The organism is Pseudomonas sp. GW456-E7 (assembly GCF_059424105.1).
The window spans coordinates 1-21,552 of record NZ_JBWKZB010000011.1; the positions used below are offsets into that span (position 1 = coordinate 1).

The window sequence follows — 21,552 nt, forward strand, 5'->3', positions numbered from 1 at the left end:
CGCTCCCACAGGTTTTGTGAACGCCACTGTCCAATGTGGGAGCGAGCTTGCTCGCGATGGCGATAGAACTAACAACACAGAATTCAAGGTAAGAAGACCAGCATGCGCACACTGACGATTGAACCGCTGACCAAAGAAGCCTTCGCCCCTTTCGGTGACGTGATCGAAACCGACGGCAGCGATCACTTCATGATCAACAACGGTTCGACCATGCGCTTCCATAAACTGGCGACGGTCGAAACCGCTACGCCAGAGGACAACGCGATCATCAGCATCTTCCGCGCCGACGCGCAGGACATGCCGCTGACCGTCAGCATGCTGGAGCGCCATCCGCTGGGCAGCCAGGCTTTCATTCCGCTGCTCGGCAACCCCTTTCTGATCGTGGTCGCGCCACTTGGCGATGAACCTGTATCAGGCTTGGTCCGCGCCTTCGTCACCAACGGCAGGCAGGGCATTAATTACCATCGCGGCGTCTGGCACCACCCGGTGCTGACGATCGAAAAGCGGGATGACTTCCTGGTGGTTGATCGCAGTGGCACAGGCAATAACTGCGATGAGCATTTTTTCAAAGAGGATGAGCGTTTGATCCTCGCCCCCCACCAATAAGAGAAGGTCCGATCACTCGACAACAAGAGTGACGGGCGAGAGGTAAAGACTGTGGAAGCACATCTGTTGGAATGGCTGAACCTGAGCGTGCGCTGGGTTCACATGATTACTGGCGTGGCCTGGATCGGTGCGTCGTTCTATTTCGTCTGGCTGGAAAACAACCTCAACCGGGTCAACCCGAGAACCGGCCTGGCCGGCGATTTGTGGGCGATCCACGGCGGCGGTATCTACCACCTGGAAAAATACAAGCTGGCCCCACCGACCATGCCGGACAACCTGCACTGGTTCAAATGGGAAGCCTACTTCACCTGGATGTCGGGGATCGCGCTGCTGTGCGTGGTGTTCTACTCCAACCCGACACTCTACCTGCTGGCTCCGGGCAGCACCCTGAGCGGTCCTGAAGGCGTGGCCATCGGTATCGGCTCGCTGTTCATCGGCTGGTTCGTCTACTCCTTCCTGTGCGACTCGGCCCTGGGCAAACGCCCTGCCCTGCTCGGCTTCATCCTGTTCGTGCTGATCATCGGCGCGGCCTACGGCTTCAGCAAAGTGTTCAGCGGTCGCGGTGCGTACCTGCACGTCGGCGCGATCATCGGCACCATCATGGTCGGCAACGTGTTCCGCATCATCATGCCGGCACAGCGTGCACTGGTGGCGGCGATCGCCGAGAACCGCACGCCGGATCCGGCCCTGCCGGCCAAAGGCCTGCTGCGTTCGCGTCACAACAACTACTTCACCTTGCCGGTGCTGTTCATCATGATCAGCAACCACTTCCCGAGCACCTACGGCAGCCAGTACAACTGGTTGATCCTGGCCGGGATCGCGGTACTGGCGGTGTTGGTGCGTCACTACTTCAACACCCGTCATGACAGCCACAAGTTTGCCTGGACGCTTCCAGTCGCAGCCGTCGGCATGATCAGTCTGGCTTACGTCACCGGCCCTGCGCCGCTGAACAGCCCGGAAGTGGCCAAGGCACCGGCGAAGATCGAATACCAGCCGCTGCCGGAAACCGCAGTGGGCGGTGGTTTGAAACCCGCTGAAGCCAAACCTGCAGAAACGCCAGCCGCCGCTCCGGCGCAAGCGTCCAACGCCGGCCCTGGCTTTGACAAAGTGCACAGCGTGATTCAGGAACGTTGCGCGGTTTGCCACTCGGCCAAGCCCACCAGCCCGCTGTTCAGTGCGGCCCCTGCCGGCGTGATGCTCGACACCCCCGAGCAGATCCGCCAGAACGCACCGCGGATCCAGGCGCAAGCCGTCACCAGCCAGATCATGCCACTGGGCAACATCACGCAGATGACCCAGCAGGAACGTGACCTGATCGGTGCCTGGATTGTGCAGGGAGCCCAGACCAATTAATCGTTAAAAGCATCGCGAGCAAGCTCGCTCCCACACAGGCAACACAGAACCTGTGGGAGCGGGGGGGGGCTTGCTCGCGAAAGCGTCGGGTCAGTCAACAACGATGTTGAATGTTACGGCCTGTTCGCGAGCAAGCCCGCTCCCACAGGTTTGCCTGACGCACAAAATCACAAGAATAAAAAAGATCCGAGGTGTTGCATGTCCGAGCTATCCGCAGCGCGCATCCCCGACGCACCCGCCATTCAGCGTTTGCCCCTCTTGCAACTGATCCTGGTCGGTTTGCAACATGTTCTGCTGATGTACGGTGGCGCCATCGCGGTGCCGCTGATCATCGGACAGGCCGCTGGCCTGAGTCGTGAAGAAATCGCCTTTCTGATCAACGCCGACCTGCTGGTGGCCGGTATTGCCACCATCGTCCAGTCCCTCGGCATCGGCCCCATGGGCATTCGCATGCCGGTGATGATGGGCGCCAGCTTCGCTGCCGTCGGCAGCATGGTCGCCATGGCCGGCATGCCCGGTATCGGCCTGCAAGGGATCTTCGGCGCGACCATCGCCGCCGGTTTCTTCGGCATGCTCATCGCGCCGTTCATGTCCAAGGTCGTACGTTTCTTCCCGCCGCTGGTGACCGGAACGGTCATCACCTCGATCGGTTTGTCGCTGTTCCCCGTGGCCGTGAACTGGGCCGGCGGCGGTGCCAGCGCCGCTCAATTCGGCTCGCCGATCTACCTGACCATCGCCGCCCTGGTGCTGGGCACCATCCTGTTGGTCCACCGTTTCATGCGCGGCTTCTGGGTCAATATTTCCGTGCTGATCGGCATGTGCCTGGGCTACGTGCTCTGCGGCCTGCTCGGCATGGTCGACCTCAGCGGCATGGCTCAGGCGCCATGGCTGCAATTCGTTACGCCGCTGCACTTCGGCATGCCGAAATTCGAACTCGCACCGATCCTGTCGATGTGCCTGGTGGTGGTGATCATTTTCGTCGAGTCCACCGGGATGTTTCTTGCGCTGGGCAAGATCACCGGCCAGGAAGTCTGCCCACGGATGCTGCGTCGCGGTTTGCTGTGCGATGCCGGCGCCTCGTTCTTCGCCGGGTTCTTCAACACCTTCACCCACTCCTCCTTTGCCCAGAACATCGGCCTGGTGCAGATGACCGGTGTGCGCTGCCGCTCCGTGACCATCGTCGCCGGCGGTTTGCTGATCGTCCTGAGCCTGCTGCCCAAGGCCGCATTCCTGGTGGCCTCGATCCCTCCGGCAGTCCTGGGCGGCGCAGCGATTGCGATGTTCGGCATGGTCGCCGCCACCGGGATCAAGATTCTCCAGGAAGCCGACATCGGTGACCGTCGCAACCAGTTGCTGGTGGCGGTGAGCATCGGCATGGGCCTGATCCCGGTGGTGCGCCCGGAGTTTTTCGCCCACCTGCCCGTGTGGATGAGCCCGATCACCCACAGCGGCATCGCCATGGCCACCCTCAGCGCGCTGACGCTGAACCTGCTGTTCAACATCCTTGGCGGTGCCGAACGCGCGGCCATCAACGACTGCCACGCCCACTAAAACAGAAACGCACACCCCCTGTAGGAGCGAGCCTGCTCGCGATGAACCCGAGAACACCGCGTTTATCCAGATAACACGCGTAATCGTTGACGACCATCGCGAGCAGGCTCGCTCCTACAGGGGTAGGGGTTTCCTGCGCCTTAAAAATAAAAACAAGAGGGAGCAACAGATGATTCGGACACAAACCAACCTGCTGTTGGGTGCTGGCCTGCTGGCCGCGAGTCAGGCCATGGCCGGCGATTTACTGCTGTGGCAGACCAACAGCCTGAGCTATCTGTACGGCAAGGACTTCGTGGTCAACCCGTCGATCCAGCAGACGATAACCTTCGAGCACGCCGACCGCTGGAAGTACGGCGACAACTTCATGTTCATCGACAGCACCTACTACAACGGCGAGAAAGACCGGAACAAAGGCGTCCACGCCTACTACGGCGAGTTCAGCCCGCGCCTCTCCCTGGGCAAGATCCTCGACCGTCGCTTCGAGTTCGGCCCGATCAAGGACGTGCTGCTGGCCATGACCTACGAGAACGGCGAAGACGACACCGAGGCCTACCTGATCGGCCCCGGATTCGACCTCGCGGTACCGGGCTTCAATTTTTTCACCTTGAACTTCTATTACCGCCAGACCGAAGGCTCGCGTCCCGGCGACGACGTCTGGCAGATCACGCCGGCCTGGTCCTTCACCCTGCCATTGGGCAACTCGAACCTGTTGATCGACGGCTACATGGACTGGGTCGTGGATAACGACCAGAACGCCCATGGCACCTATCACGCCAACCTGCACTTCAACCCGCAGATCAAGTACGACCTGGGCAAGGCCCTGGGCTGGCGGGAGAAACAGGTGTACGTCGGCGCTGAATACAGCTACTGGAAAGACAAGTACGGCATCGAAAACAGCGGCAAATTCGACACCAATGAAAACACCACCAGCCTGCTGGTGAAGGTGCATTTCTGATGCTGCCCCGCAACCGTGCGCCAAACCTGTCGTCGGTGCGCCGTTGCGGAGCACTTGAGACCTGGCCGAGGAGTCAGTATTCTCCGCGGCCGCCCGAATCCGGTTTAAAAAAAAGCCCGGATGTAAAACCTGACCAGAAAGCCAACTTATCCCGGCGCTGGCAGACACCAAGGCACTCCAAAACCCCTCTCAATCGACCGCTTTTGAGCCGTCGAGCGGGAGTTTTTTTGCTTTTTGAAAGCCTTGGCTCAGCTCTTGCTATCAGCACCAAAGCTGACCGACTGGATCATTTTTTACCGCTACGGAAACAGGCGCCACACCAGAGCGCCGACCTTAAAAAAATAACGTGGAACCACCTACTTTTTGGGAGCAACCGAATGAAACGTACGTGCACTAGCCTGATGCTGGCGGGATCGATGCTGGTCGGGGGCCAGGCCATGGCCGGCGATTTGCTGCAGTGGCAGACCAACAGCCTGACCTACCTGTATGGCAAGGACTTCCAGGTCAACCCGCGCATCCAGCAGACGGTGACCTTCGAACACGCCGATGGCTGGAAGTACGGCGACAACTTCTTCTTCATCGACAAGATCTTCTACAACGGCAAGGAAGACCACTTCGCGGGTGAAAACACCCACTATGGCGAGCTCAGCCCGCGCCTGTCGTTCAACAAGATCTTCGACCAGAAGTTCGAGTTAGGCCCGATCAAGGACGTCCTGCTGGCCATGACCTATGAGTTCGGCGAAGACGACACCGAGTCGTACCTGATCGGCCCTGGCTTCGACCTGGCCATCCCGGGCTTCGACTACTTCCAGTTGAACTTCTACAACCGTCACACCGAAGGCGACCGCCCGGGCGACAACATCTGGCAGGTCTCGCCGGTCTGGTCCTACACCATCCCGGTGGGTGACTCGGACGTGCTGATCGACGGTTTCATGGACTGGGTCGTCGACAACGATGTCAACAGCAAAGGCGAATACCACGCCAACCTGCACTTCAACCCACAGGTCAAATACGACCTGGGCAAAGCGCTGAACCTTGGCGAAAAGCAGCTGTACGTCGGTGTCGAGTATGACTACTGGAAAAACAAGTACGGGATTGAAGACAGCCAGGGCTTCAAGACGGATCAGAGCGTGACCAGCTTCCTGGTCAAGGTTCACTTCTGATCATTTAATTCTGTAGGCGTCTGCATGGGCGCCTTCGCGAGCAAGCCCGCTCCCACATTTGATCTGCGCCGTACGCAATTATTGTGTTCGCTGAAAATCGAGTGTGGGAGCGGGCTTGCTCGCGAATGGCTGCACCGCCTATCTCAAGCCGAGACTGCAGGCTCCGCCAAGCCGAGAAACCGGCTCAACTCCCCGCGCTTGGCCAGCGCATCGCTCCGCCCCAGCTCAATCAACTCGCTGCAATACCCCGCCTCGAACAGCAGGTAACTCAACACCCCCGCCCCGCTGGTCTTGGTCGCACCCGGCCCGCGCAGGAACAGGCGCAATGCCGGCGGCAACTCCTGACGATGTCGCGCGGCAATCTCATCGATCGGCTGGCTCGGAGAAATCACCAGCACGTCCACCGGTGCCACGCCCAATGCGCGGGTCGGTGTGCCGTCAGGCATCAGGTGACTGAACTGGTTCAGGCGCTGCAACAGCTCGATGTCACTTTCCAGGCTGTCAATGAACGTACTGTTGAGCATGTGCCCGCCGATCTGCGCCAGGGTCGGCTGCTGACCGGTGTAGCTGCGCTGCAAGGGTTGTTGCGGGTCGATACCGCGGGGGTTGCCGCTGACGCCCACCACCAGCACCCGACTGGCGCCCAGATGCAGCGCCGGGCTGATCGGCGCCGACTGACGCACCGCGCCATCACCGAAATACTCTTCGCCGATTTTCACCGGGGCGAACAGCAGCGGAATCGCCGAACTGGCGAGCAAGTGTTCAACCGACAGTCGGGTGGGAACGCCGATGCGTCGGTGGCGCAACCAGGCATCGATCTTGCCGCCGCCCTGATAAAAGGTGACGGCCTGGCCGGACTCATAGCCGAACGCCGTGACCGCCACCGCATGCAATTGCTTCTGTGCGATCGCTTCGGCGATGCCGCCCATATGCAGCTTGTCGTTGAGCAGATCCCTCAGCGGCGAACTGTTGAGCAGCGCCACCGGAACCTGGGAACCGATGCCGAGCAAACTGTGGCTGACAAAGCGACTGGCCTGGCGAATGACCCCAGGCCAGTCGCTGCGCAATACCAGAGGGCTGCGAAAGCCCTGCCAGAAGGCCGTCAGGCGCTGGATGGCATGACGAAAGTCCATTGCCCCGCTGGCGAGGCTGACGGCGTTGATCGCACCCGCCGAGGTGCCGACGATCACCGGAAACGGATTGCTCGCCCCCGGCGGCAGCAATTCGGCAATCGCCGCCAGCACCCCGACCTGATAAGCCGCCCGAGCCCCGCCGCCGGAAAGAATCAGCCCTGTAACCGGTTCAGCTGGACTCATGCACAACTCTCCATGGTGCTTGATGGGATGACGTTGCCTTGTAGGAGCGAGCCTGCTCGCGATGGACGTCAACGATAACGCGGGTAACCTGACGCCCCGTGGCGCTCTCCAGTCCATCGCGAGCAGGCTCGCTCCTACAGGGGGTCGGGGTTCAACGGCGTTTGGCGTACAGCTTCGGCTCGCCCGGTGGACGGCTCTTGAAGCGGCGGTGGGCCCACAGGTATTGCTCGGGATATTGGCGCAGGACGCCTTCGATCCATTGGTTGATGCGAATGCAGTCTTCTTCCTCGGTTTCTCCGGGGAAGCCTTCGAGCGGCGCATGGATCACCAGGCGATAACCGCTGCCGTCCGCCAGACGCTCCTGGGTGAACGGCACCACCAGCGCCTTGCCCAGCCGCGCAAACTTGCTCGTGGCGGTGACGGTCGCCGCCTGAATGCCGAACAGCGGCACAAAGATACTTTGCTTGGCGCCGTAGTCCTGATCCGGCGCGTACCAGATCGCGCGGCCCGAGCGCAGCAATTTGAGCATGCCGCGCACGTCTTCACGCTCTATCGCCAGCGAATCGAGGTTGTGCCGCTCACGGCCCTGGCGCTGGATGTAGTCGAACAGCGGATTCTTGTGCTCGCGGTACATGCCGTCGATGGTGTGCTGCTGACCGAGCAACGCCGCGCCGATTTCCAGCGTGGTGAAGTGCAGGGCCATCAGGATCACGCCCTTGCCTTCGCGCTGGGCCTGCTGCAGATACTCCAGCCCCTCAACGTGAGCGAGACTCGCCAGGCGCTTGCGCGACCACCACCAGCTCATCGCCATCTCAAAAAAAGCGATACCGGTGGAGGCGAAGTTTTCCTTGAGCAGGTATTTGCGTTCGGCGGCGGTTTTTTCCGGAAAACACAGTTCCAGGTTGCGCTTGGCAATGCGCCGTCTGTCGCCGGCCACGCGATACATCAATGAACCCAGGACGCGACCGATCCACAGCAGTGCCGGATACGGCAACTGGACGATCAGCCACAACAGCCCCAGGCCACACCACAGCGGCCAGAAACGTGGAGATAGAAATGCTTTTCGAAAACGCGGGCGGTCCATTAATGCTTCCGGAATGACAATGGCCGCGCATTCTACATCGTTCGACCCGGCTTGCGGCCTGCGGGCGTTCTCGTTATAAGTCTCGGCACTTTTAGTGACAAGTCGTTGTATGCCGACCATGAGCCAAACCGAACCGCTAGACCAAGATCCCGTGTTCCAGTTGAAGGGCAGCATGCTGGCCATTACGGTGCTGGAACTGGCCCGTAACGACCTCGAAAGCCTTGATCGGCAACTGGCCGCCAAGGTCGCCCAGGCGCCCAACTTCTTCAGCAACGCGCCGCTGGTACTGGCCCTGGACAAACTCCCGGCCAACGAAGGCGCCGTCGATCTGCCCGGCCTGATGCGCGTGTGCCGTCAGCATGGCCTGCGCACCCTGGCGATCCGCGCCAGCCGCATCGAAGACATTGCCGCCGCCATTGCGGTCGACCTGCCGGTGCTCCCACCGTCCGGTGCCCGGGAGCGTCCACTGGACCTGACCGAAGGCGAACCGAAGAAAAAACCGGAAAAACCGCCTGAACCGACCATCAAGCCGACAAAAATCATCACCTCGCCGGTACGCGGTGGCCAGCAGATTTATGCCCAGGGCTGCGATCTGGTGGTGATCTCCTCGGTCAGCCCGGGGGCGGAACTTCTCGCCGATGGCAACATCCATGTATACGGCCCTATGCGTGGTCGCGTGTTGGCCGGCGTCAAGGGCGACACCAAGGCGCGGATTTTCTGTCAGCAAATGAGTGCTGAACTGATCTCCATCGCCGGGCATTACAAGGTTTCCGAAGATCTGCGCCGCGATCCTCTGTGGGGCTCGGGTGTGCAGGTCAGCCTGTCCGGCGACGTGTTGAACATCATTCGGCTTTAACGGATACTGCCGCATTTTCCAAGCATCTCTAAAACGTAGCGAAAACGGCTCAAACGAAGTAGGAAAAGGCCGAAAGCAGTGTTTACCGGGGGTAAACGCCGCTCAAAACCCGATTCCAGCCAAGGCTGTCCGACTGCAGTAGTTTTTCAGGAGATGTTTTTCAGGGGCTGAAAAGTCCTTTTTCCTTAGGGGTGAAACACCTTGGCCAAGATTCTCGTGGTTACATCCGGCAAGGGTGGTGTGGGTAAGACCACCACCAGCGCCGCTATCGGTACCGGCCTCGCTCTGCGCGGCCACAAAACAGTGATCGTCGACTTCGACGTGGGCTTGCGTAACCTCGACCTGATCATGGGTTGCGAGCGCCGCGTGGTGTATGACTTCGTCAACGTGGTCAACGGCGAAGCCAACCTGCAACAGGCCCTGATCAAAGACAAGCGCCTGGAAAACCTCTACGTGCTGGCCGCCAGCCAGACCCGCGACAAAGACGCGCTGACCGTCGAAGGCGTGGAAAAAGTCCTGATGCAACTCAAGGAAGACTTTGAGTTCGTGGTCTGCGATTCCCCGGCGGGCATCGAGAAAGGCGCCCACCTGGCCATGTACTTCGCCGATGAAGCGATCGTCGTGACCAACCCGGAAGTTTCCTCGGTACGTGACTCCGACCGCATGCTCGGCCTGCTGGCCAGCAAGTCCCGTCGTGCCGAACGCGGCGAAGACCCGATCAAGGAACACCTGCTGATTACCCGTTATCACCCGGAGCGTGTGAGCAAAGGCGAAATGCTCGGCGTAGAAGACGTCAAGGAAATCCTTTCGGTGACCCTGCTCGGCGTGATCCCTGAATCCCAGGCGGTGCTCAAGGCATCCAACCAGGGCGTTCCGGTGATTCTCGACGACCAGAGCGATGCCGGCCAGGCCTACAGCGATACCGTTGACCGCCTGCTGGGCAAGACCGTGGATCATCGATTCCTTGATGTACAGAAGAAGGGATTCTTCGAGCGCCTGTTTGGAGGCAACTAAGCAATGAACCTTTTTGACTTCTTTCGTGCCAACAAAAAGCAAAGCACCGCGTCGGTAGCGAAAGAGCGTCTACAGATCATCGTGGCGCACGAACGCGGCCAACGCAGCACCCCGGACTACCTGCCGGCCTTGCAGAAGGAACTGGTCGAGGTGATCCGCAAGTACGTCAATATCGGGTCCGATGACGTGCACGTCGCACTGGAAAGCCAGGGCAGCTGCTCGATTCTGGAACTCAACATCACCCTGCCTGATCGCTGAGTCGATCCGCCAGGAGCCACGGCGGCTCAGGCCCCTCAGGCCTTTGTAGGAGCTGCCGCAGGCTGCGATCTTTTGATTTTGCTTTTCAAAAACAAGATCAAAAGATCGCAGCCTGCGGCAGCTCCTACAGGGACCGAGGGGCCTGAGCCGCCGTTGGCGTTTGTTACGAGGCTGTTTTAATGCCGTTGTCCAACATCCACATCATCCATCAGGACGCTGCCGTACTGGTGGTGAACAAACCGACCCTGTTGCTCTCCGTCCCTGGTCGGGCCGATGACAACAAGGACTGCCTGATTACCCGCCTGCAGGAAAACGGCTACCCGGAAGCGCGAATCGTCCATCGACTGGACTGGGAAACGTCCGGCATCATCCTGCTGGCCCGCGACCCGGATACCCATCGCGAGCTGTCCCGGCAATTTCACGACCGCGAAACCGAAAAGGCCTACACCGCCCTGTGCTGGGGTCAGCCGGAACTGGACAGCGGCAGCATCGACCTGCCCTTGCGCTACGACCCGCCAACCAAGCCACGGCATGTGGTCGATCATGAATTCGGCAAACATGCGCTGACCTTCTGGCGCGTGCTGGAGCGTTGCGGTGACTGGTGCCGCGTTGAGCTGACACCGATCACCGGCCGCTCCCACCAGTTGCGCGTACACATGCTTTCGATCGGTCATCCGCTGCTGGGTGACGGGCTCTATGCCCACGAGCAGGCGCTGGCGGCCTGGCCGCGCCTGTGCCTGCACGCGAGCATGCTGACCTTCACCCATCCCCAGACCGGCGAGCGCCTGCGCTTCGAGTGCCCGGCACCGTTCTGAACGCAACGCATTCCCCCTGTAGGAGCGAGCTTGCTCGCGATGATCCCAAGAACGCCGCGGGGCGCCAGGCTTCCCGCGTTATCGTTGACGACCATCGCGAGCAAGCTCGCTCCTACAGGGGGGGGCGCCACTCCACCCGCACACCACCGCCAATTCCCTGACCAATACGTTAAACTGGCGCCACTGCTGTCTGGAGCTACTTTATGCGCGAAGAGTTGAACCAAGGCCTGATCGATTTCCTCAAGGCCTCCCCTACCCCGTTCCATGCCACCGCCAGCCTTGTTCAGCGCCTGGAAGCGGCGGGCTATCAACGCCTCGACGAGCGCGAGCCGTGGAATACCGAAGCCAACGGTCGCTACTACGTCACCCGCAATGACTCTTCGATCGTCGCGATCAAAATGGGCCGCCACTCGCCGCTGCACGGCGGCATTCGCCTGGTCGGCGCCCACACCGACAGCCCATGCCTGCGCGTCAAGCCGCAACCGGAGCTGCAGCGCCAGGGTTTCTGGCAGTTGGGTGTCGAAGTCTATGGCGGTGCACTGCTGGCACCGTGGTTCGACCGCGACCTGTCCCTGGCCGGCCGCGTGACCTTCCGGCGTGACGGCAAGGTCGAGAGCCAGTTGATCGACTTCAAGGCCCCGGTCGCGATCATTCCGAACCTGGCGATTCACCTCAACCGCGAAGCCAACATGGGCTGGGCCATCAACGCCCAGACCGAACTGCCGCCGATCCTCGCGCAATTTGCCGGTGACGAACGCGTGGACTTCCGCGCCGTGCTCACCGACCAGCTCGCCCGCGAACACGGCCTGAACGCTGATGTGGTACTCGATTACGAGCTGAGTTTCTACGACACCCAAAGCGCTGCGGTCATTGGCCTGCATGGCGATTTCATCGCCGGCGCGCGCCTGGACAACCTGCTGTCGTGCTACGCCGGCCTGCAAGCGCTGCTGACGGCCGATACCGACGAAACCTGCGTGCTGGTCTGCAACGACCACGAAGAAGTCGGTTCCTGCTCGGCCTGCGGTGCCGACGGCCCGATGCTCGAGCAAACCCTGCGTCGCCTGCTGCCTGAAGGTGATGAATTCGTACGCACCATTCAGAAATCCCTGCTGGTTTCGGCTGATAACGCCCACGGCGTGCATCCGAACTACGCCGACAAGCACGATGCCAACCACGGCCCGAAACTCAACGCCGGCCCGGTGATCAAGGTCAACAGCAACCAGCGCTACGCCACCAACAGCGAAACCGCCGGGTTCTTCCGTCACCTGTGCATGGCCGAAGAAGTGCCGGTGCAAAGCTTCGTGGTGCGCAGCGACATGGGCTGCGGCTCGACCATCGGCCCGATCACCGCCAGTCACCTGGGCGTGCGCACCGTGGACATCGGCCTGCCGACGTTCGCCATGCACTCGATCCGCGAACTGTGCGGCAGCCACGACCTGGCGCACCTGGTCAAGGTACTGAGCGCGTTCTACGCCTGCCGCGAATTGCCGTAACCCCTGTAGGAGCTGCCGCAGGCTGCGATCTTTTGATTTTGTTTTTTAGATCAGGATCAAAAGATCTCAGCCTGCGGCAGCTCCTACACACGCACATCAATTCGGCCGCTTCAAAAGCGGCCTAGACTTCAAGTATCCCTTCGACAAGGCTGTCTCCATGATTTCGATGTCCTCCTTTCACGCCATGCTGATCCCGATTCTTGCCGGGATGCTCCTGCTGGCCGTCGGCTTCAACTTTCGCGACAAAAATGCCGGTGTGTTCGCCATGTGGATCGGCATGCTGACCATCCTCGCGACCGTGGTGATCAAGATCCTCGCCAAACTCAACGAATAATTCATCGCCCTTGGCTCGCATTGAATTTGACGGGCTCGTACACTCGGTCGATCCGCTCCTTGCGAGGTTGACCGCCTAGTGTTCGCTCGTCTTTTTGCCCTTCCGTATTTTTTCCTTGCCTGCCTGTTGCTGCTGCCAGTGGCACCTGCCCAGGCGGCCGGCCTGCCAAGCCTGCTCGGCGGCCAGGCCAAGGCGCAGCCCGAAGCACAGGAACCGCTGGGGCAGTCCCTGGACGAAGTGATCAAGTCACTGGAAAACGATCAGCAGCGCACCAAGCTGCTGGCCGATCTGAAAAGGCTACGTGACACCACCAAACAGGCCCAGCCGACTACCGAAGAAGGCGTGCTGGGCCTGATTGGCGGAACCCTGGCCACGATCGAAAAGAAATTTTCCGGCGACGACAGTCCGCTCACGCGCTGGTCCAGCGAGTTCGACCAGGCCCAGGAAGAGTTGATGGCGCTGGCGCTTCCGGCCAATGAATGGCTGCCGATGCTCTTTGCGTTCGCCATGATCCTGATGGTCTGGAGCCTGCTGGCCGCCGCGCTGATCTGGATCAGCCACCGCGTGCGCATGCGTTTCGGCCTGACTGAAGAACTGCCGCAGCACCCCCGTGCCCTGGACATGTTGCGCTTTGCCTTGCGCAAGCTCGGGCCATGGCTGATCGCCCTGGTGATCACGATCTACATGAGCTATGCCCTGCCCTCGTCCCTGGGCAAAAGCCTGGCCATGGTGCTGGCCTATGCGTTGGTCGTCGGCACCTGCTTCTCGGCCATCTGCGTTATTGCCTTTTCCCTGCTCGACGGCCCACACCGCCACCGCGCCTTGTACATTCTGCGGCACCAGGCGTTTCGACCGCTGTGGCTGATCGGCAGTTTCGCCGCGTTTGGCGAAGCACTGAGCGATCCAAAACTGGTCGACAGCCTCGGCAGTCATCTGGCCCATACGGCAGCCACGATTGCCAACGTCCTGGCAGCCTTGTCCACCGCCCGGTTCATCTTGCGTTTCCGCCGCCCGATCGCCCACCTGATCCGCAACCAGCCGCTGTCCCGACGCCTGACCCGCCGCGCCCTCAACGACACCCTCTCGATTCTCGGCACCTTCTGGTACGTGCCGGCGCTGGTGCTGGTGGCCATTTCCCTGTTCGCGACCTTCATTTCCGCCGGCGACACCAGCACGGCCCTGCGCCAGTCGCTGATCTGCACCGTGTTGCTGGTGTTGTGCATGGTCATCAACGGCCTGGTACGCCGCCACGCCCTCAAGCCCCAGCGCGGCATCCGGCGTTACGCCGTGTATTCGGAACGGTTGAAGAATTTCTTCTACACAATCCTCCACCTGTTGGTGTGGCTGGCCTTTATCGAACTCGGCCTGCGGGTCTGGGGCATGTCGTTGATCCGCTTTACCGAAGGCGACGGCCACGAAGTCAGCGTCAAGTTGTTCAGCCTCGCCGGCACGCTGCTGTTCGCCTGGTTGATCTGGATTCTCAGCGACACCGCCGTGCACCACGCACTGACCCGGTCGCGCAAAGGCCTGGCCAATGCCCGCGCGCAGACGATGATGCCGCTGATTCGCAACGTGCTGTTCGTGGCCATTTTCATTGTCGCGCTGATCGTTGCCCTGGCGAACATGGGCATGAACGTCACGCCCCTGCTGGCCGGTGCCGGTGTGATCGGTCTGGCCATCGGCTTTGGTGCGCAATCGCTGGTAGCCGACCTGATTACCGGATTGTTCATCATCATCGAAGACTCACTGGCCATCGACGACTACGTGGATGTCGGCGGCCACCTCGGCACGGTCGAAGGCCTGACCATCCGCACCGTGCGCCTGCGGGACATCGACGGCATCGTCCACACCATTCCGTTCAGTGAAATCAAAAGCATCAAGAACTACTCCCGGGAATTCGGCTACGCGATCTTCCGGGTCGCGGTGCCGGCCAACATGGACATCGACAACGCCATCAAACTGATGCGCGAAGTCGGCCAGAAAATGCGCACCGATCCGTTGCAGCGGCGCAATATCTGGTCGCCGCTGGAGTTCCAGGGAGTGGAAAGTTTCGAGTCGGGCAACGCGATCCTGCGCGCCCGCTTCAAGACCGCGCCGATCAAGCAGTGGGAAGTGTCGCGAGCGTTCAACCTGTCACTCAAGCGGCACATGGATGAAGCCGGACTGGACCTGGCGACACCGCGGATGAGCATTCAGGTCACCGCCGCCACCGGCTCCCCGGAACAACCCCTGTAGGCGCTGCCGCAGGCTGCGATCTTTTAAAGATCAAAAGATCGCAGCCTGCGGCAGCGCCTACAAAGTCAAACCACATCAACGCCAACATGAATCGCATCATGCCGCCAGAACTCCAGGTCGCAGTCGATCAGGCGTTCATGCTGGTCATAGTTGACGCGGGCAATCCGCAGGCCCGGGCTCCCCGCCGACACCTTCAACGCCGCTGCCGCATCCACCGACAACGCCGTGGGTACAATCTCGAAGCGCACCCGTCCATAGTGCAAATCGTAATGCCGTGCATACAACTCGGTGATCGACTGATTCAAGTCGAAATCGAGGATTCCCGGAAAGTATTGCGGGTTCAAATAGTGCTCCACATACAGCACCAGCCGCCCGTCGATGCGCCGTGAGCGGCAGATCTGGATCACGCTCGACAGCGCCGGCAATTGCAGCCAGGCACAAACAGCCGCCGACGCCGGTTGCAATCGCGCAGAAATCACCTCGGTGGACGGCACCCGCCCCTGGGCACTGACCATCGCGTGAAAGTGGCTGCGCTGCATCAGGTTGTACGCCAGGCGCGGCGGCGAAACGAACCAGCCGCGACGCTCCTCGCGGTAGATTTGCCCCTGCGACTCCAGCTGCAACAACGCCTCACGCAAAGTGATCCGCGTGGTGCCGAACAACTCACTGAGTTTGCGCTCGGCCGGCAATTTGCTGCCCGGAGCCAACAGGCCGTGGTCGATCTGCTCCTGAAGCACCTGGCCGATGGCTGTTACCGCTTTTGTTGCCTCGTCACGCATCAATGTTTCCTATCTGGACTAGACCAGCACCAATTCAGGGCAGAACCGCTGCGCAAACCGGCTCATTCAATAGTCTGCAAGCGTAGGCAGCGTAGATGACCGAGGTGTGACAAAGCTGCCCAACGGTCGCCGTTCTGCGAACTCGAAAACCTGCAATTCATCGGCCAAGTCCCTTGCCAGCCGAGGCCTTGACCATGGTCTACGCTTATCAGGCCAGTCGCGATACCGCTGAACAAAAAGTCCTCCAGGGCGACGAGCGACATCAAAGTGTCATCCAGCCCCCTTAAATTGGCTCAGGTATTGCTGACCTAGACCAACACAAACCGCAATCGCAGCGTTGAACACGACCCAAGGAGCTTCGGAATGAAAAAGCTTTTCCTGGCATCACTGTTAGGCTCGACCATCGCAATGTGCACCGCCGCCATGGCGGCCGATGATTTGAAAACCCTGGAAGCCGCTGCAAAAGCGGAAGGCGCCGTCAACAGCGTCGGCATGCCCGATGACTGGGCCAACTGGGCCGGCACCTGGAAAGACCTGAGCGACAAGTACGGCCTCAAGCACATCGACACCGACATGAGTTCGGCCCAGGAGATCGCCAAGTTCGCCGCGGAGAAAGACAACGCCAGCGCTGACATCGGCGACGTCGGTGCAGCCTTCGGCCCGATCGCGGTCAAGCAGGGCGTGGTCCAGCCCTACAAGCCTTCCACCTGGGATCAGGTACCAGCCTGGGCCAAGGACAAGGACGGCAACTGGGCACTGGCCTACACCGGCACCATCGCGTTCATCGTCAACAAGAAGTTGCTGCACGGCTCCGAAGCCCCGACCAAGTGGGCTGACCTCAAGAGCGGCAAATACAAGGTGTCCATCGGTGACGTGAGCACCGCGGCCCAGGCAGCCAACGGCGTACTGGCCGCGGCACTGGCCAACGGTGGCGACGAGAAAAACCTCCAGCCTGCCCTGCTGCTGTTCGCCGACATCGCCAAGCAAGGTCGCCTGTCGATGTCCAACCCGACGATTGCCACCATGGAAAAAGGCGAAATCGAAGTCGGCGTGGTCTGGGACTTCAACGGCCTGAGCTACAAGGCCAAGATGGCCAACCCGGATGACTATGTGGTGCTGATCCCGTCCGACGGCTCGGTGATTTCCGGCTACACCACCATCATCAACAAGTACGCGAAAAACCCGAACGCCGCCAAGCTGACCCGCGAATACATCTTCAGCGACGCCGGCCAGATCAACCTGGCCAAGGGCAACGCCCGTCCGATCCGTGCCGAGCACATCACACTGCCGGCCGACGTGAAGGCCAAGCTGCTGCCTAACGAGCAGTACAAGAAAGTGACGCCGATCAAAGACGCGGATGCGTGGGAAAAGACCTCCAAGGCCCTTCCTCAGAAGTGGCAGGAAGAAGTCATCATCAATATGCAGTAACCGTGTAGCCCACCATTTTTGATGGGCCAATGAGAATCCCTGTGGGAGCGAGCTTGCTCGCGATAGCGATCTGATATTCAACATCGATGTTGAATGGTAGTCCCTCATCGCGAGCAAGCTCGCTCCCACAAGGGATTGGTTGCGTACTTGAATCATCTGTTACACGGAGTTTTTGCCCCTATGAAGCACAACGTCATCCTTGTGGTGCTCGACGGCCTCAACTACGAGGTCGCCCGTCACGCCATGGGGCACCTGCAGGCGTACGTCGGAGCAGGACGTGCGGCACTCTACAAACTGGAGTGCGAGTTGCCGACCCTGTCCCGCCCGCTGTACGAATGCATCCTGACCGGCGTTGCGCCCATCGACAGCGGTATCGTCCACAACAACGTTTCGCGCCTGTCCAACCAGCGCAGCATCTATCACTATGCCACCGACGCAGGCCTTGTCACCGCCGCGGCGGCCTATCACTGGGTCAGCGAACTGTACAACCGTTCGCCCTTCGTGGCGGCACGGGACCGCCACACCGATGACCCGCAACTGCCGATCCAGCATGGGCATTTCTACTGGAACGATCACTACCCCGATTCGCACCTGTTCGCCGACGCCGAAAACCTGCGCCAGCGCCATGCGCCGCACTTTTTACTGATCCACCCGATGAACATCGACGACGCCGGGCACAAGCACGGCCTCGACACCCCGCAGTACCGCAACAGCGCCCGCTCGGCCGACATCATCCTGGCCGACTACCTGCAAGGCTGGCTCGATGCCGGCTATCAGGTGCTGGTCACCGCCGACCACGGCATGAACAACGACCGCTCCCACAACGGCCTGCTGCCGGAAGAACGTGAGGTGCCGTTGTTCGTTCTCGGCGACGCATTCAGCTTCGACGCCGGCGCAGCGCCGAAACAGACCGAGATCTGCGGCACCGTCTGCGAGTTGCTGGGCGCGCCCCACGACAAACCGGTCTGCCGGGAGCTGCTCAAGTGAATGCCATGACCCGCAGTAAATGGCTGGCCGCCTTATGCCTGGTCCCGTTCGCACTGTTCTTCATCGTGTTCGAGATCGCACCGCTGACCTGGGTGATGATCAACAGCCTGCAATCGGAAGAATTCGGCTGGGGCCTGGCCAACTTCAGCAAGATCTTCAGTTCGAAGTTTTACCTGCAGGCGATCCAGTACAGCCTTGAGATCAGCTTCTGGTCCAGCGTGTTCGGGATCATCATCGCGATACTGGGCGCCTACTCCCTGCGCCGGGTCGATTCGAAACTGCGCAATTTCGTCAACGCCTTCGCCAACATGACCAGCAACTTCGCCGGCGTGCCCCTGGCCTTCGCGTTCATCATTTTGCTCGGCTTCAATGGCAGCTTCACCATCATGCTCAAGCAGGCCGGCATCATTCAGGATTTCAACCTGTACTCGAAAACCGGGCTGATCATTCTCTACACCTACTTCCAGATTCCCCTCGGCGTGCTGCTGCTGTACCCGGCCTTCGATGCGCTGCGCGAAGACTGGCGTGAGTCCGCTGCGCTGCTCGGCGCCGACAGTTGGCAGTACTGGCGGCACATCGGATTGCCGGTGTTGACGCCGGCACTGCTGGGCACCTTCGTGATCCTGCTGGCCAACGCCCTCGGTGCCTACGCCACGGTGTACGCCCTGACCACCGGCAACTTCAACGTGCTGCCGATCCGTATCGCGGCGATGGTGTCCGGTGACATTTCCCTGGACCCGAACCTGGCCAGCGCCCTGGCCGTGGTGCTGGTGGCCTTGATGACCCTGGTGACCATCGTGCATCAGTTGCTGTTGAAGAGGAGCTACCATGTCTCGCGCTGAACTGGGGCCCGCCGGTGTCTACCACCGCGTCGTGGTTTACCTGTTGTTTGCCATCCTGCTGTTGCCGCTGGCCGGCACGCTGGTCTACTCGATCGCCAGCAGTTGGTCGGCAACCATTCTGCCCAGCGGCTTCACCCTCAAGTGGTACATCCAGCTGTGGAGCGATCCGCGCTTCCTGCATGCATTCGGGCAATCGCTGCTGGTCTGCGTCGGTTCACTGGTTCTTTCCGTGGTGCTGATCCTGCCGTTGCTGTTCGTGGTGCATTACCACTTCCCGAAACTCGATGCGCTGATGAACATCCTGATCCTGTTGCCCTTCGCCGTGCCACCGGTGGTGTCGTCGGTAGGGCTGCTGCAGCTCTATGGTTCCGGGCCGTTCGCCATGGTCGGTACACCCTGGATCCTGATCGGTTGCTACTTCACGGTGGCGCTGCCGTTCATGTACCGGGCGATCACCAACAACCTGCAAGCGATCAACCTGCGCGACCTGATGGACGCCGCCCAGTTGCTCGGCGCCAGCACCTGGCAAGCCGCCCTCCTGGTGGTGCTGCCGAACCTGCGCAAGGGCCTGATGGTTGCGCTGCTGCTGTCGTTCTCGTTCCTGTTCGGTGAGTTCGTGTTCGCCAACATCCTCGTCGGCACCCGCTACGAAACCCTGCAGGTCTACCTCAACAACATGCGCAACAGCAGCGGTCATTTCACCAGTGCGCTGGTGATTTCCTACTTCTTCTTTGTGCTGGTTCTGACCTGGATTGCCAATATCTTGAACAGGGACAAAAGCGAATGAGCTATGTCAGCGTCCAACATCTTCAGAAAAGCTTCGCCGGCACCACGGTGTTCAGCGACATCAATTGTGAAATCCAGAAAGGTGAGTTCGTCACCCTGCTCGGCCCGTCCGGCTGCGGCAAATCCACCCTGCTGCGCTGCATCGCCGGCCTGACTTCGGTGGATGGCGGCAAAATCCTGCTCGATGGTGCCGATATCGTGCCGGTGAGCCCGCAGAAACGCGGGATCGGCATGGTGTTCCAGAGCTATGCGCTGTTCCCCAACATGACCGTGGAGCAAAACGTCGCCTTTGGTCTGCGCATGCAAAAGGTCAATGCCGATGACAGCCAGAAACGCGTCGCCGAAGTACTGAAACTGGTGGAGCTGCAGGACTTCGCCGCACGCTATCCCCATCAGCTGTCCGGGGGCCAATGCCAGCGCGTCGCCCTCGCCCGCTCGCTGGTGACCCGGCCACGCCTGTTGCTGCTGGACGAACCGCTGTCGGCGCTGGATGCGCGCATTCGCAAGCACCTGCGCGAACAGATCCGTCAGATCCAGCGCGAACTGGGCCTGACCACGATTTTCGTCACACACGATCAGGAAGAAGCCCTGACCATGTCTGACCGGATTTTCCTGATGAATCAGGGAAAAATCGTACAAAGCGGCGACGCCGAAACCCTCTACACTGCGCCGGTGGATGTGTTCGCTGCCGGCTTCATCGGCAACTACAACCTGCTGGACGCCGACAGCGCCTCGAAGCTGCTGCAGCGGCCAATCAACAAGCGCATCGCCATTCGCCCGGAAGCCATCGAACTGAGCCTCAACGGTGAACTGGACGCGCAAGTACGCAGCCACAGCCTGTTGGGCAACGTAATCCGCTACCGGGTCGAAGCCCGGGGCGTGGAACTGGTGGTGGATGTGCTGAACCGCTCGGCGGCCGACCTGCATCCCGATGGTCAGCGCCTGGCGCTTTCCATCGATCCGACGGCCCTGTGTGAGGTAGCCTGATGCCTTTGCTTATGCTGAAGAGAGAACTGCACTGATGGCCCTGGCAATTTTTGATCTGGACGAAACCCTGATCCACGGCGACTGCGCCACCCTTTGGAGCGAGCAGATGGGTCGCCTGGGCTGGGTCGACCCCGAGTCGTTCATGCGACAGAACAACGAGCTGATGGATGCCTACAGCCACGGCAAATTGCGCATGGAAGACTACATGACCTTCAGCCTGGAGCCGATGATCGGCCGCACGCCACAAGAGGTCGAGCATCTGGTTGGCCCCTGGGTGGAAGACTACATCGAGCCGATCATTTTCAGTGACGCCACCAAGGCCATCGCGGCACACCGCAAGGCCGGCGACCGGATTCTGGTGATCTCGGCCTCGGGCACCCACCTGGTCGGCCCCATCGCCGAGCGCCTGGGCATCGACGAGATTCTGGGCATCGAACTGGAAGTGGCTCAGGGCGTTTACACCGGCCATACCGTGGGCACCCTGACCTACCGCGAAGGCAAGATCACCCGCTTGCTGGAGTGGCTGGATGCGGAAGAGGAAAACCTCGAAGGCGCGAGTTTCTATTCCGACTCGCGCAATGACCTGCCGCTTTTGCTGAAGGTCGATTTCCCCCACGTGGTCAACCCGGACCCGGTGTTACGTGAGCAGGCCGAAAAGGCCGGGTGGCCGATCCACGACTGGAAATAACCCGCCCCCCCCCTGTGGGAGC

The 21,552-nt window shown here is 60.6% G+C and carries 21 protein-coding genes; 18 read left to right on the top strand and 3 right to left on the bottom strand.

The features are described 5' to 3' along the window. Nucleotides 1–102: 102 nt before the first annotated feature. The 5 genes from AC07YV_RS09595 (at nt 103) to AC07YV_RS09615 (ending at nt 5,628) form a co-directional block, all read left to right on the top strand. The gene (locus tag AC07YV_RS09595; protein ID WP_007960046.1) at nt 103–606 is read left to right on the top strand and encodes an ureidoglycolate lyase; all 504 of its coding nucleotides are present in this window, start codon (nt 103–105) and stop codon (nt 604–606) included. Between the two features lie 51 nt (nt 607–657). After that, on the top strand, nt 658–1,959 hold the full coding sequence (locus AC07YV_RS09600; protein WP_102699323.1) for a urate hydroxylase PuuD: 1,302 nt from the start codon (nt 658–660) through the stop codon (nt 1,957–1,959). 198 nt (nt 1,960–2,157) lie between these two features. Next, nucleotides 2,158–3,510, top strand: coding sequence for a nucleobase:cation symporter-2 family protein (locus AC07YV_RS09605; RefSeq protein WP_102699324.1), 1,353 nt, complete (start codon nt 2,158–2,160; stop codon nt 3,508–3,510). A 169-nt stretch (nt 3,511–3,679) separates the two neighbouring features. Next, the gene (locus tag AC07YV_RS09610; RefSeq protein WP_102699325.1) at nt 3,680–4,465 is read left to right on the top strand and encodes an outer membrane protein OmpK; all 786 of its coding nucleotides are present in this window, start codon (nt 3,680–3,682) and stop codon (nt 4,463–4,465) included. A 377-nt stretch (nt 4,466–4,842) separates the two neighbouring features. Further along, nucleotides 4,843–5,628, top strand: coding sequence for an outer membrane protein OmpK (locus tag AC07YV_RS09615; RefSeq protein WP_102699326.1), 786 nt, complete (start codon nt 4,843–4,845; stop codon nt 5,626–5,628). Nucleotides 5,629–5,771: 143 nt separating this feature from the next. On the opposite strand, the gene AC07YV_RS09620 is transcribed toward AC07YV_RS09615, so the two are convergent. After that, the gene (locus AC07YV_RS09620) at nt 5,772–6,944 is read right to left on the bottom strand and encodes a patatin-like phospholipase family protein (RefSeq protein ID WP_102699327.1); all 1,173 of its coding nucleotides are present in this window, start codon (nt 6,942–6,944) and stop codon (nt 5,772–5,774) included. Nucleotides 6,945–7,095: 151 nt separating this feature from the next. Further along, the gene (locus AC07YV_RS09625) at nt 7,096–8,028 is read right to left on the bottom strand and encodes a lipid A biosynthesis lauroyl acyltransferase (RefSeq protein ID WP_102699328.1); all 933 of its coding nucleotides are present in this window, start codon (nt 8,026–8,028) and stop codon (nt 7,096–7,098) included. 118 nt (nt 8,029–8,146) lie between these two features. Between AC07YV_RS09625 and minC the strand changes: the two genes are divergently transcribed. The 7 genes from minC (at nt 8,147) to AC07YV_RS09660 (ending at nt 15,033) form a co-directional block, all read left to right on the top strand. Beyond that, nucleotides 8,147–8,884 carry a septum site-determining protein MinC gene (gene minC, locus AC07YV_RS09630; RefSeq protein ID WP_046037759.1) on the top strand — a complete coding sequence of 246 codons (738 nt, stop codon included), beginning with the start codon at nt 8,147–8,149 and terminating at the stop codon, nt 8,882–8,884. Nucleotides 8,885–9,085: 201 nt separating this feature from the next. Continuing rightward, nucleotides 9,086–9,898, top strand: coding sequence for a septum site-determining protein MinD (gene minD, locus AC07YV_RS09635; RefSeq protein ID WP_007974946.1), 813 nt, complete (start codon nt 9,086–9,088; stop codon nt 9,896–9,898). Between the two features lie 3 nt (nt 9,899–9,901). Next, entirely contained in the window at nt 9,902–10,156 is a 255-nt protein-coding gene (gene minE, locus AC07YV_RS09640) for a cell division topological specificity factor MinE (RefSeq protein WP_007974947.1), read from the top strand. A 179-nt stretch (nt 10,157–10,335) separates the two neighbouring features. Then, entirely contained in the window at nt 10,336–10,971 is a 636-nt protein-coding gene (locus AC07YV_RS09645; protein ID WP_007974948.1) for an RluA family pseudouridine synthase, read from the top strand. Nucleotides 10,972–11,174: 203 nt separating this feature from the next. Continuing rightward, nucleotides 11,175–12,464, top strand: a complete 1,290-nt coding sequence (locus tag AC07YV_RS09650; protein WP_007974949.1) for a M18 family aminopeptidase — start codon at nt 11,175–11,177, stop codon at nt 12,462–12,464. A gap of 157 nt (nt 12,465–12,621) precedes the next feature. Next, nucleotides 12,622–12,798, top strand: a complete 177-nt coding sequence (locus AC07YV_RS09655) for a hypothetical protein (RefSeq protein ID WP_015096128.1) — start codon at nt 12,622–12,624, stop codon at nt 12,796–12,798. 78 nt (nt 12,799–12,876) lie between these two features. Beyond that, a complete protein-coding gene (locus AC07YV_RS09660; protein ID WP_102699329.1) occupies nt 12,877–15,033 on the top strand; it encodes a mechanosensitive ion channel family protein in 2,157 nt (718 codons plus the stop codon). A gap of 65 nt (nt 15,034–15,098) precedes the next feature. Here AC07YV_RS09660 and phnR read toward each other — a convergent pair whose 3' ends face one another. Next, complete coding sequence (gene phnR, locus AC07YV_RS09665) at nt 15,099–15,812, bottom strand: phosphonate utilization transcriptional regulator PhnR (protein ID WP_102699330.1); 714 nt, start codon at nt 15,810–15,812, stop codon at nt 15,099–15,101. Between the two features lie 363 nt (nt 15,813–16,175). Between phnR and AC07YV_RS09670 the strand changes: the two genes are divergently transcribed. The 6 genes from AC07YV_RS09670 to AC07YV_RS09695 all read left to right on the top strand — a co-directional run bounded on the left by AC07YV_RS09670 (nt 16,176) and on the right by AC07YV_RS09695 (nt 21,530). Next, entirely contained in the window at nt 16,176–17,240 is a 1,065-nt protein-coding gene (locus tag AC07YV_RS09670; RefSeq protein WP_007974957.1) for an ABC transporter substrate-binding protein, read from the top strand. Between the two features lie 180 nt (nt 17,241–17,420). Beyond that, nucleotides 17,421–18,227, top strand: coding sequence for an alkaline phosphatase family protein (locus AC07YV_RS09675; protein ID WP_102699332.1), 807 nt, complete (start codon nt 17,421–17,423; stop codon nt 18,225–18,227). Nucleotides 18,228–18,232: 5 nt separating this feature from the next. Next, nucleotides 18,233–19,069 carry an ABC transporter permease gene (locus AC07YV_RS09680; RefSeq protein ID WP_173900798.1) on the top strand — a complete coding sequence of 279 codons (837 nt, stop codon included), beginning with the start codon at nt 18,233–18,235 and terminating at the stop codon, nt 19,067–19,069. Next, nucleotides 19,056–19,856 (top strand): ABC transporter permease, encoded by an 801-nt coding sequence (locus tag AC07YV_RS09685; RefSeq protein WP_007974964.1) that lies wholly within the window; start codon nt 19,056–19,058, stop codon nt 19,854–19,856. Before AC07YV_RS09680 ends, AC07YV_RS09685 begins: the two co-directional genes overlap by 14 nt. Then, nucleotides 19,853–20,842, top strand: coding sequence for an ABC transporter ATP-binding protein (locus AC07YV_RS09690; protein ID WP_095964001.1), 990 nt, complete (start codon nt 19,853–19,855; stop codon nt 20,840–20,842). Before AC07YV_RS09685 ends, AC07YV_RS09690 begins: the two co-directional genes overlap by 4 nt. 34 nt (nt 20,843–20,876) lie before the next feature. Continuing rightward, the gene (locus AC07YV_RS09695; RefSeq protein ID WP_102699334.1) at nt 20,877–21,530 is read left to right on the top strand and encodes an HAD family hydrolase; all 654 of its coding nucleotides are present in this window, start codon (nt 20,877–20,879) and stop codon (nt 21,528–21,530) included. Nucleotides 21,531–21,552 lie beyond the last annotated feature (22 nt).

Bases quoted from the DNA above. Each gene is read 5' to 3' on its own strand.
- AC07YV_RS09595 (WP_007960046.1), top strand. From the start codon at position 103: ATGCGCACACTGACGATTGAACCGCTGACCAAAGAAGCCTTCGCCCCT.
- AC07YV_RS09605 (WP_102699324.1), top strand. From the start codon at position 2,158: ATGTCCGAGCTATCCGCAGCGCGCATCCCCGACGCACCCGCCATTCAG.
- AC07YV_RS09610 (WP_102699325.1), top strand. From the start codon at position 3,680: ATGATTCGGACACAAACCAACCTGCTGTTGGGTGCTGGCCTGCTGGCC.
- AC07YV_RS09615 (WP_102699326.1), top strand. From the start codon at position 4,843: ATGAAACGTACGTGCACTAGCCTGATGCTGGCGGGATCGATGCTGGTC.
- AC07YV_RS09620 (WP_102699327.1), bottom strand. From the start codon at position 6,944: ATGAGTCCAGCTGAACCGGTTACAGGGCTGATTCTTTCCGGCGGCGGG.
- AC07YV_RS09625 (WP_102699328.1), bottom strand. From the start codon at position 8,028: ATGGACCGCCCGCGTTTTCGAAAAGCATTTCTATCTCCACGTTTCTGG.
- minC (WP_046037759.1), top strand. From the start codon at position 8,147: ATGAGCCAAACCGAACCGCTAGACCAAGATCCCGTGTTCCAGTTGAAG.
- minE (WP_007974947.1), top strand. From the start codon at position 9,902: ATGAACCTTTTTGACTTCTTTCGTGCCAACAAAAAGCAAAGCACCGCG.
- AC07YV_RS09645 (WP_007974948.1), top strand. From the start codon at position 10,336: ATGCCGTTGTCCAACATCCACATCATCCATCAGGACGCTGCCGTACTG.
- AC07YV_RS09650 (WP_007974949.1), top strand. From the start codon at position 11,175: ATGCGCGAAGAGTTGAACCAAGGCCTGATCGATTTCCTCAAGGCCTCC.
- AC07YV_RS09655 (WP_015096128.1), top strand. From the start codon at position 12,622: ATGATTTCGATGTCCTCCTTTCACGCCATGCTGATCCCGATTCTTGCC.
- phnR (WP_102699330.1), bottom strand. From the start codon at position 15,812: ATGCGTGACGAGGCAACAAAAGCGGTAACAGCCATCGGCCAGGTGCTT.
- AC07YV_RS09670 (WP_007974957.1), top strand. From the start codon at position 16,176: ATGAAAAAGCTTTTCCTGGCATCACTGTTAGGCTCGACCATCGCAATG.
- AC07YV_RS09675 (WP_102699332.1), top strand. From the start codon at position 17,421: ATGAAGCACAACGTCATCCTTGTGGTGCTCGACGGCCTCAACTACGAG.
- AC07YV_RS09680 (WP_173900798.1), top strand. From the start codon at position 18,233: ATGACCCGCAGTAAATGGCTGGCCGCCTTATGCCTGGTCCCGTTCGCA.
- AC07YV_RS09685 (WP_007974964.1), top strand. From the start codon at position 19,056: ATGTCTCGCGCTGAACTGGGGCCCGCCGGTGTCTACCACCGCGTCGTG.
- AC07YV_RS09690 (WP_095964001.1), top strand. From the start codon at position 19,853: ATGAGCTATGTCAGCGTCCAACATCTTCAGAAAAGCTTCGCCGGCACC.
- AC07YV_RS09695 (WP_102699334.1), top strand. From the start codon at position 20,877: ATGGCCCTGGCAATTTTTGATCTGGACGAAACCCTGATCCACGGCGAC.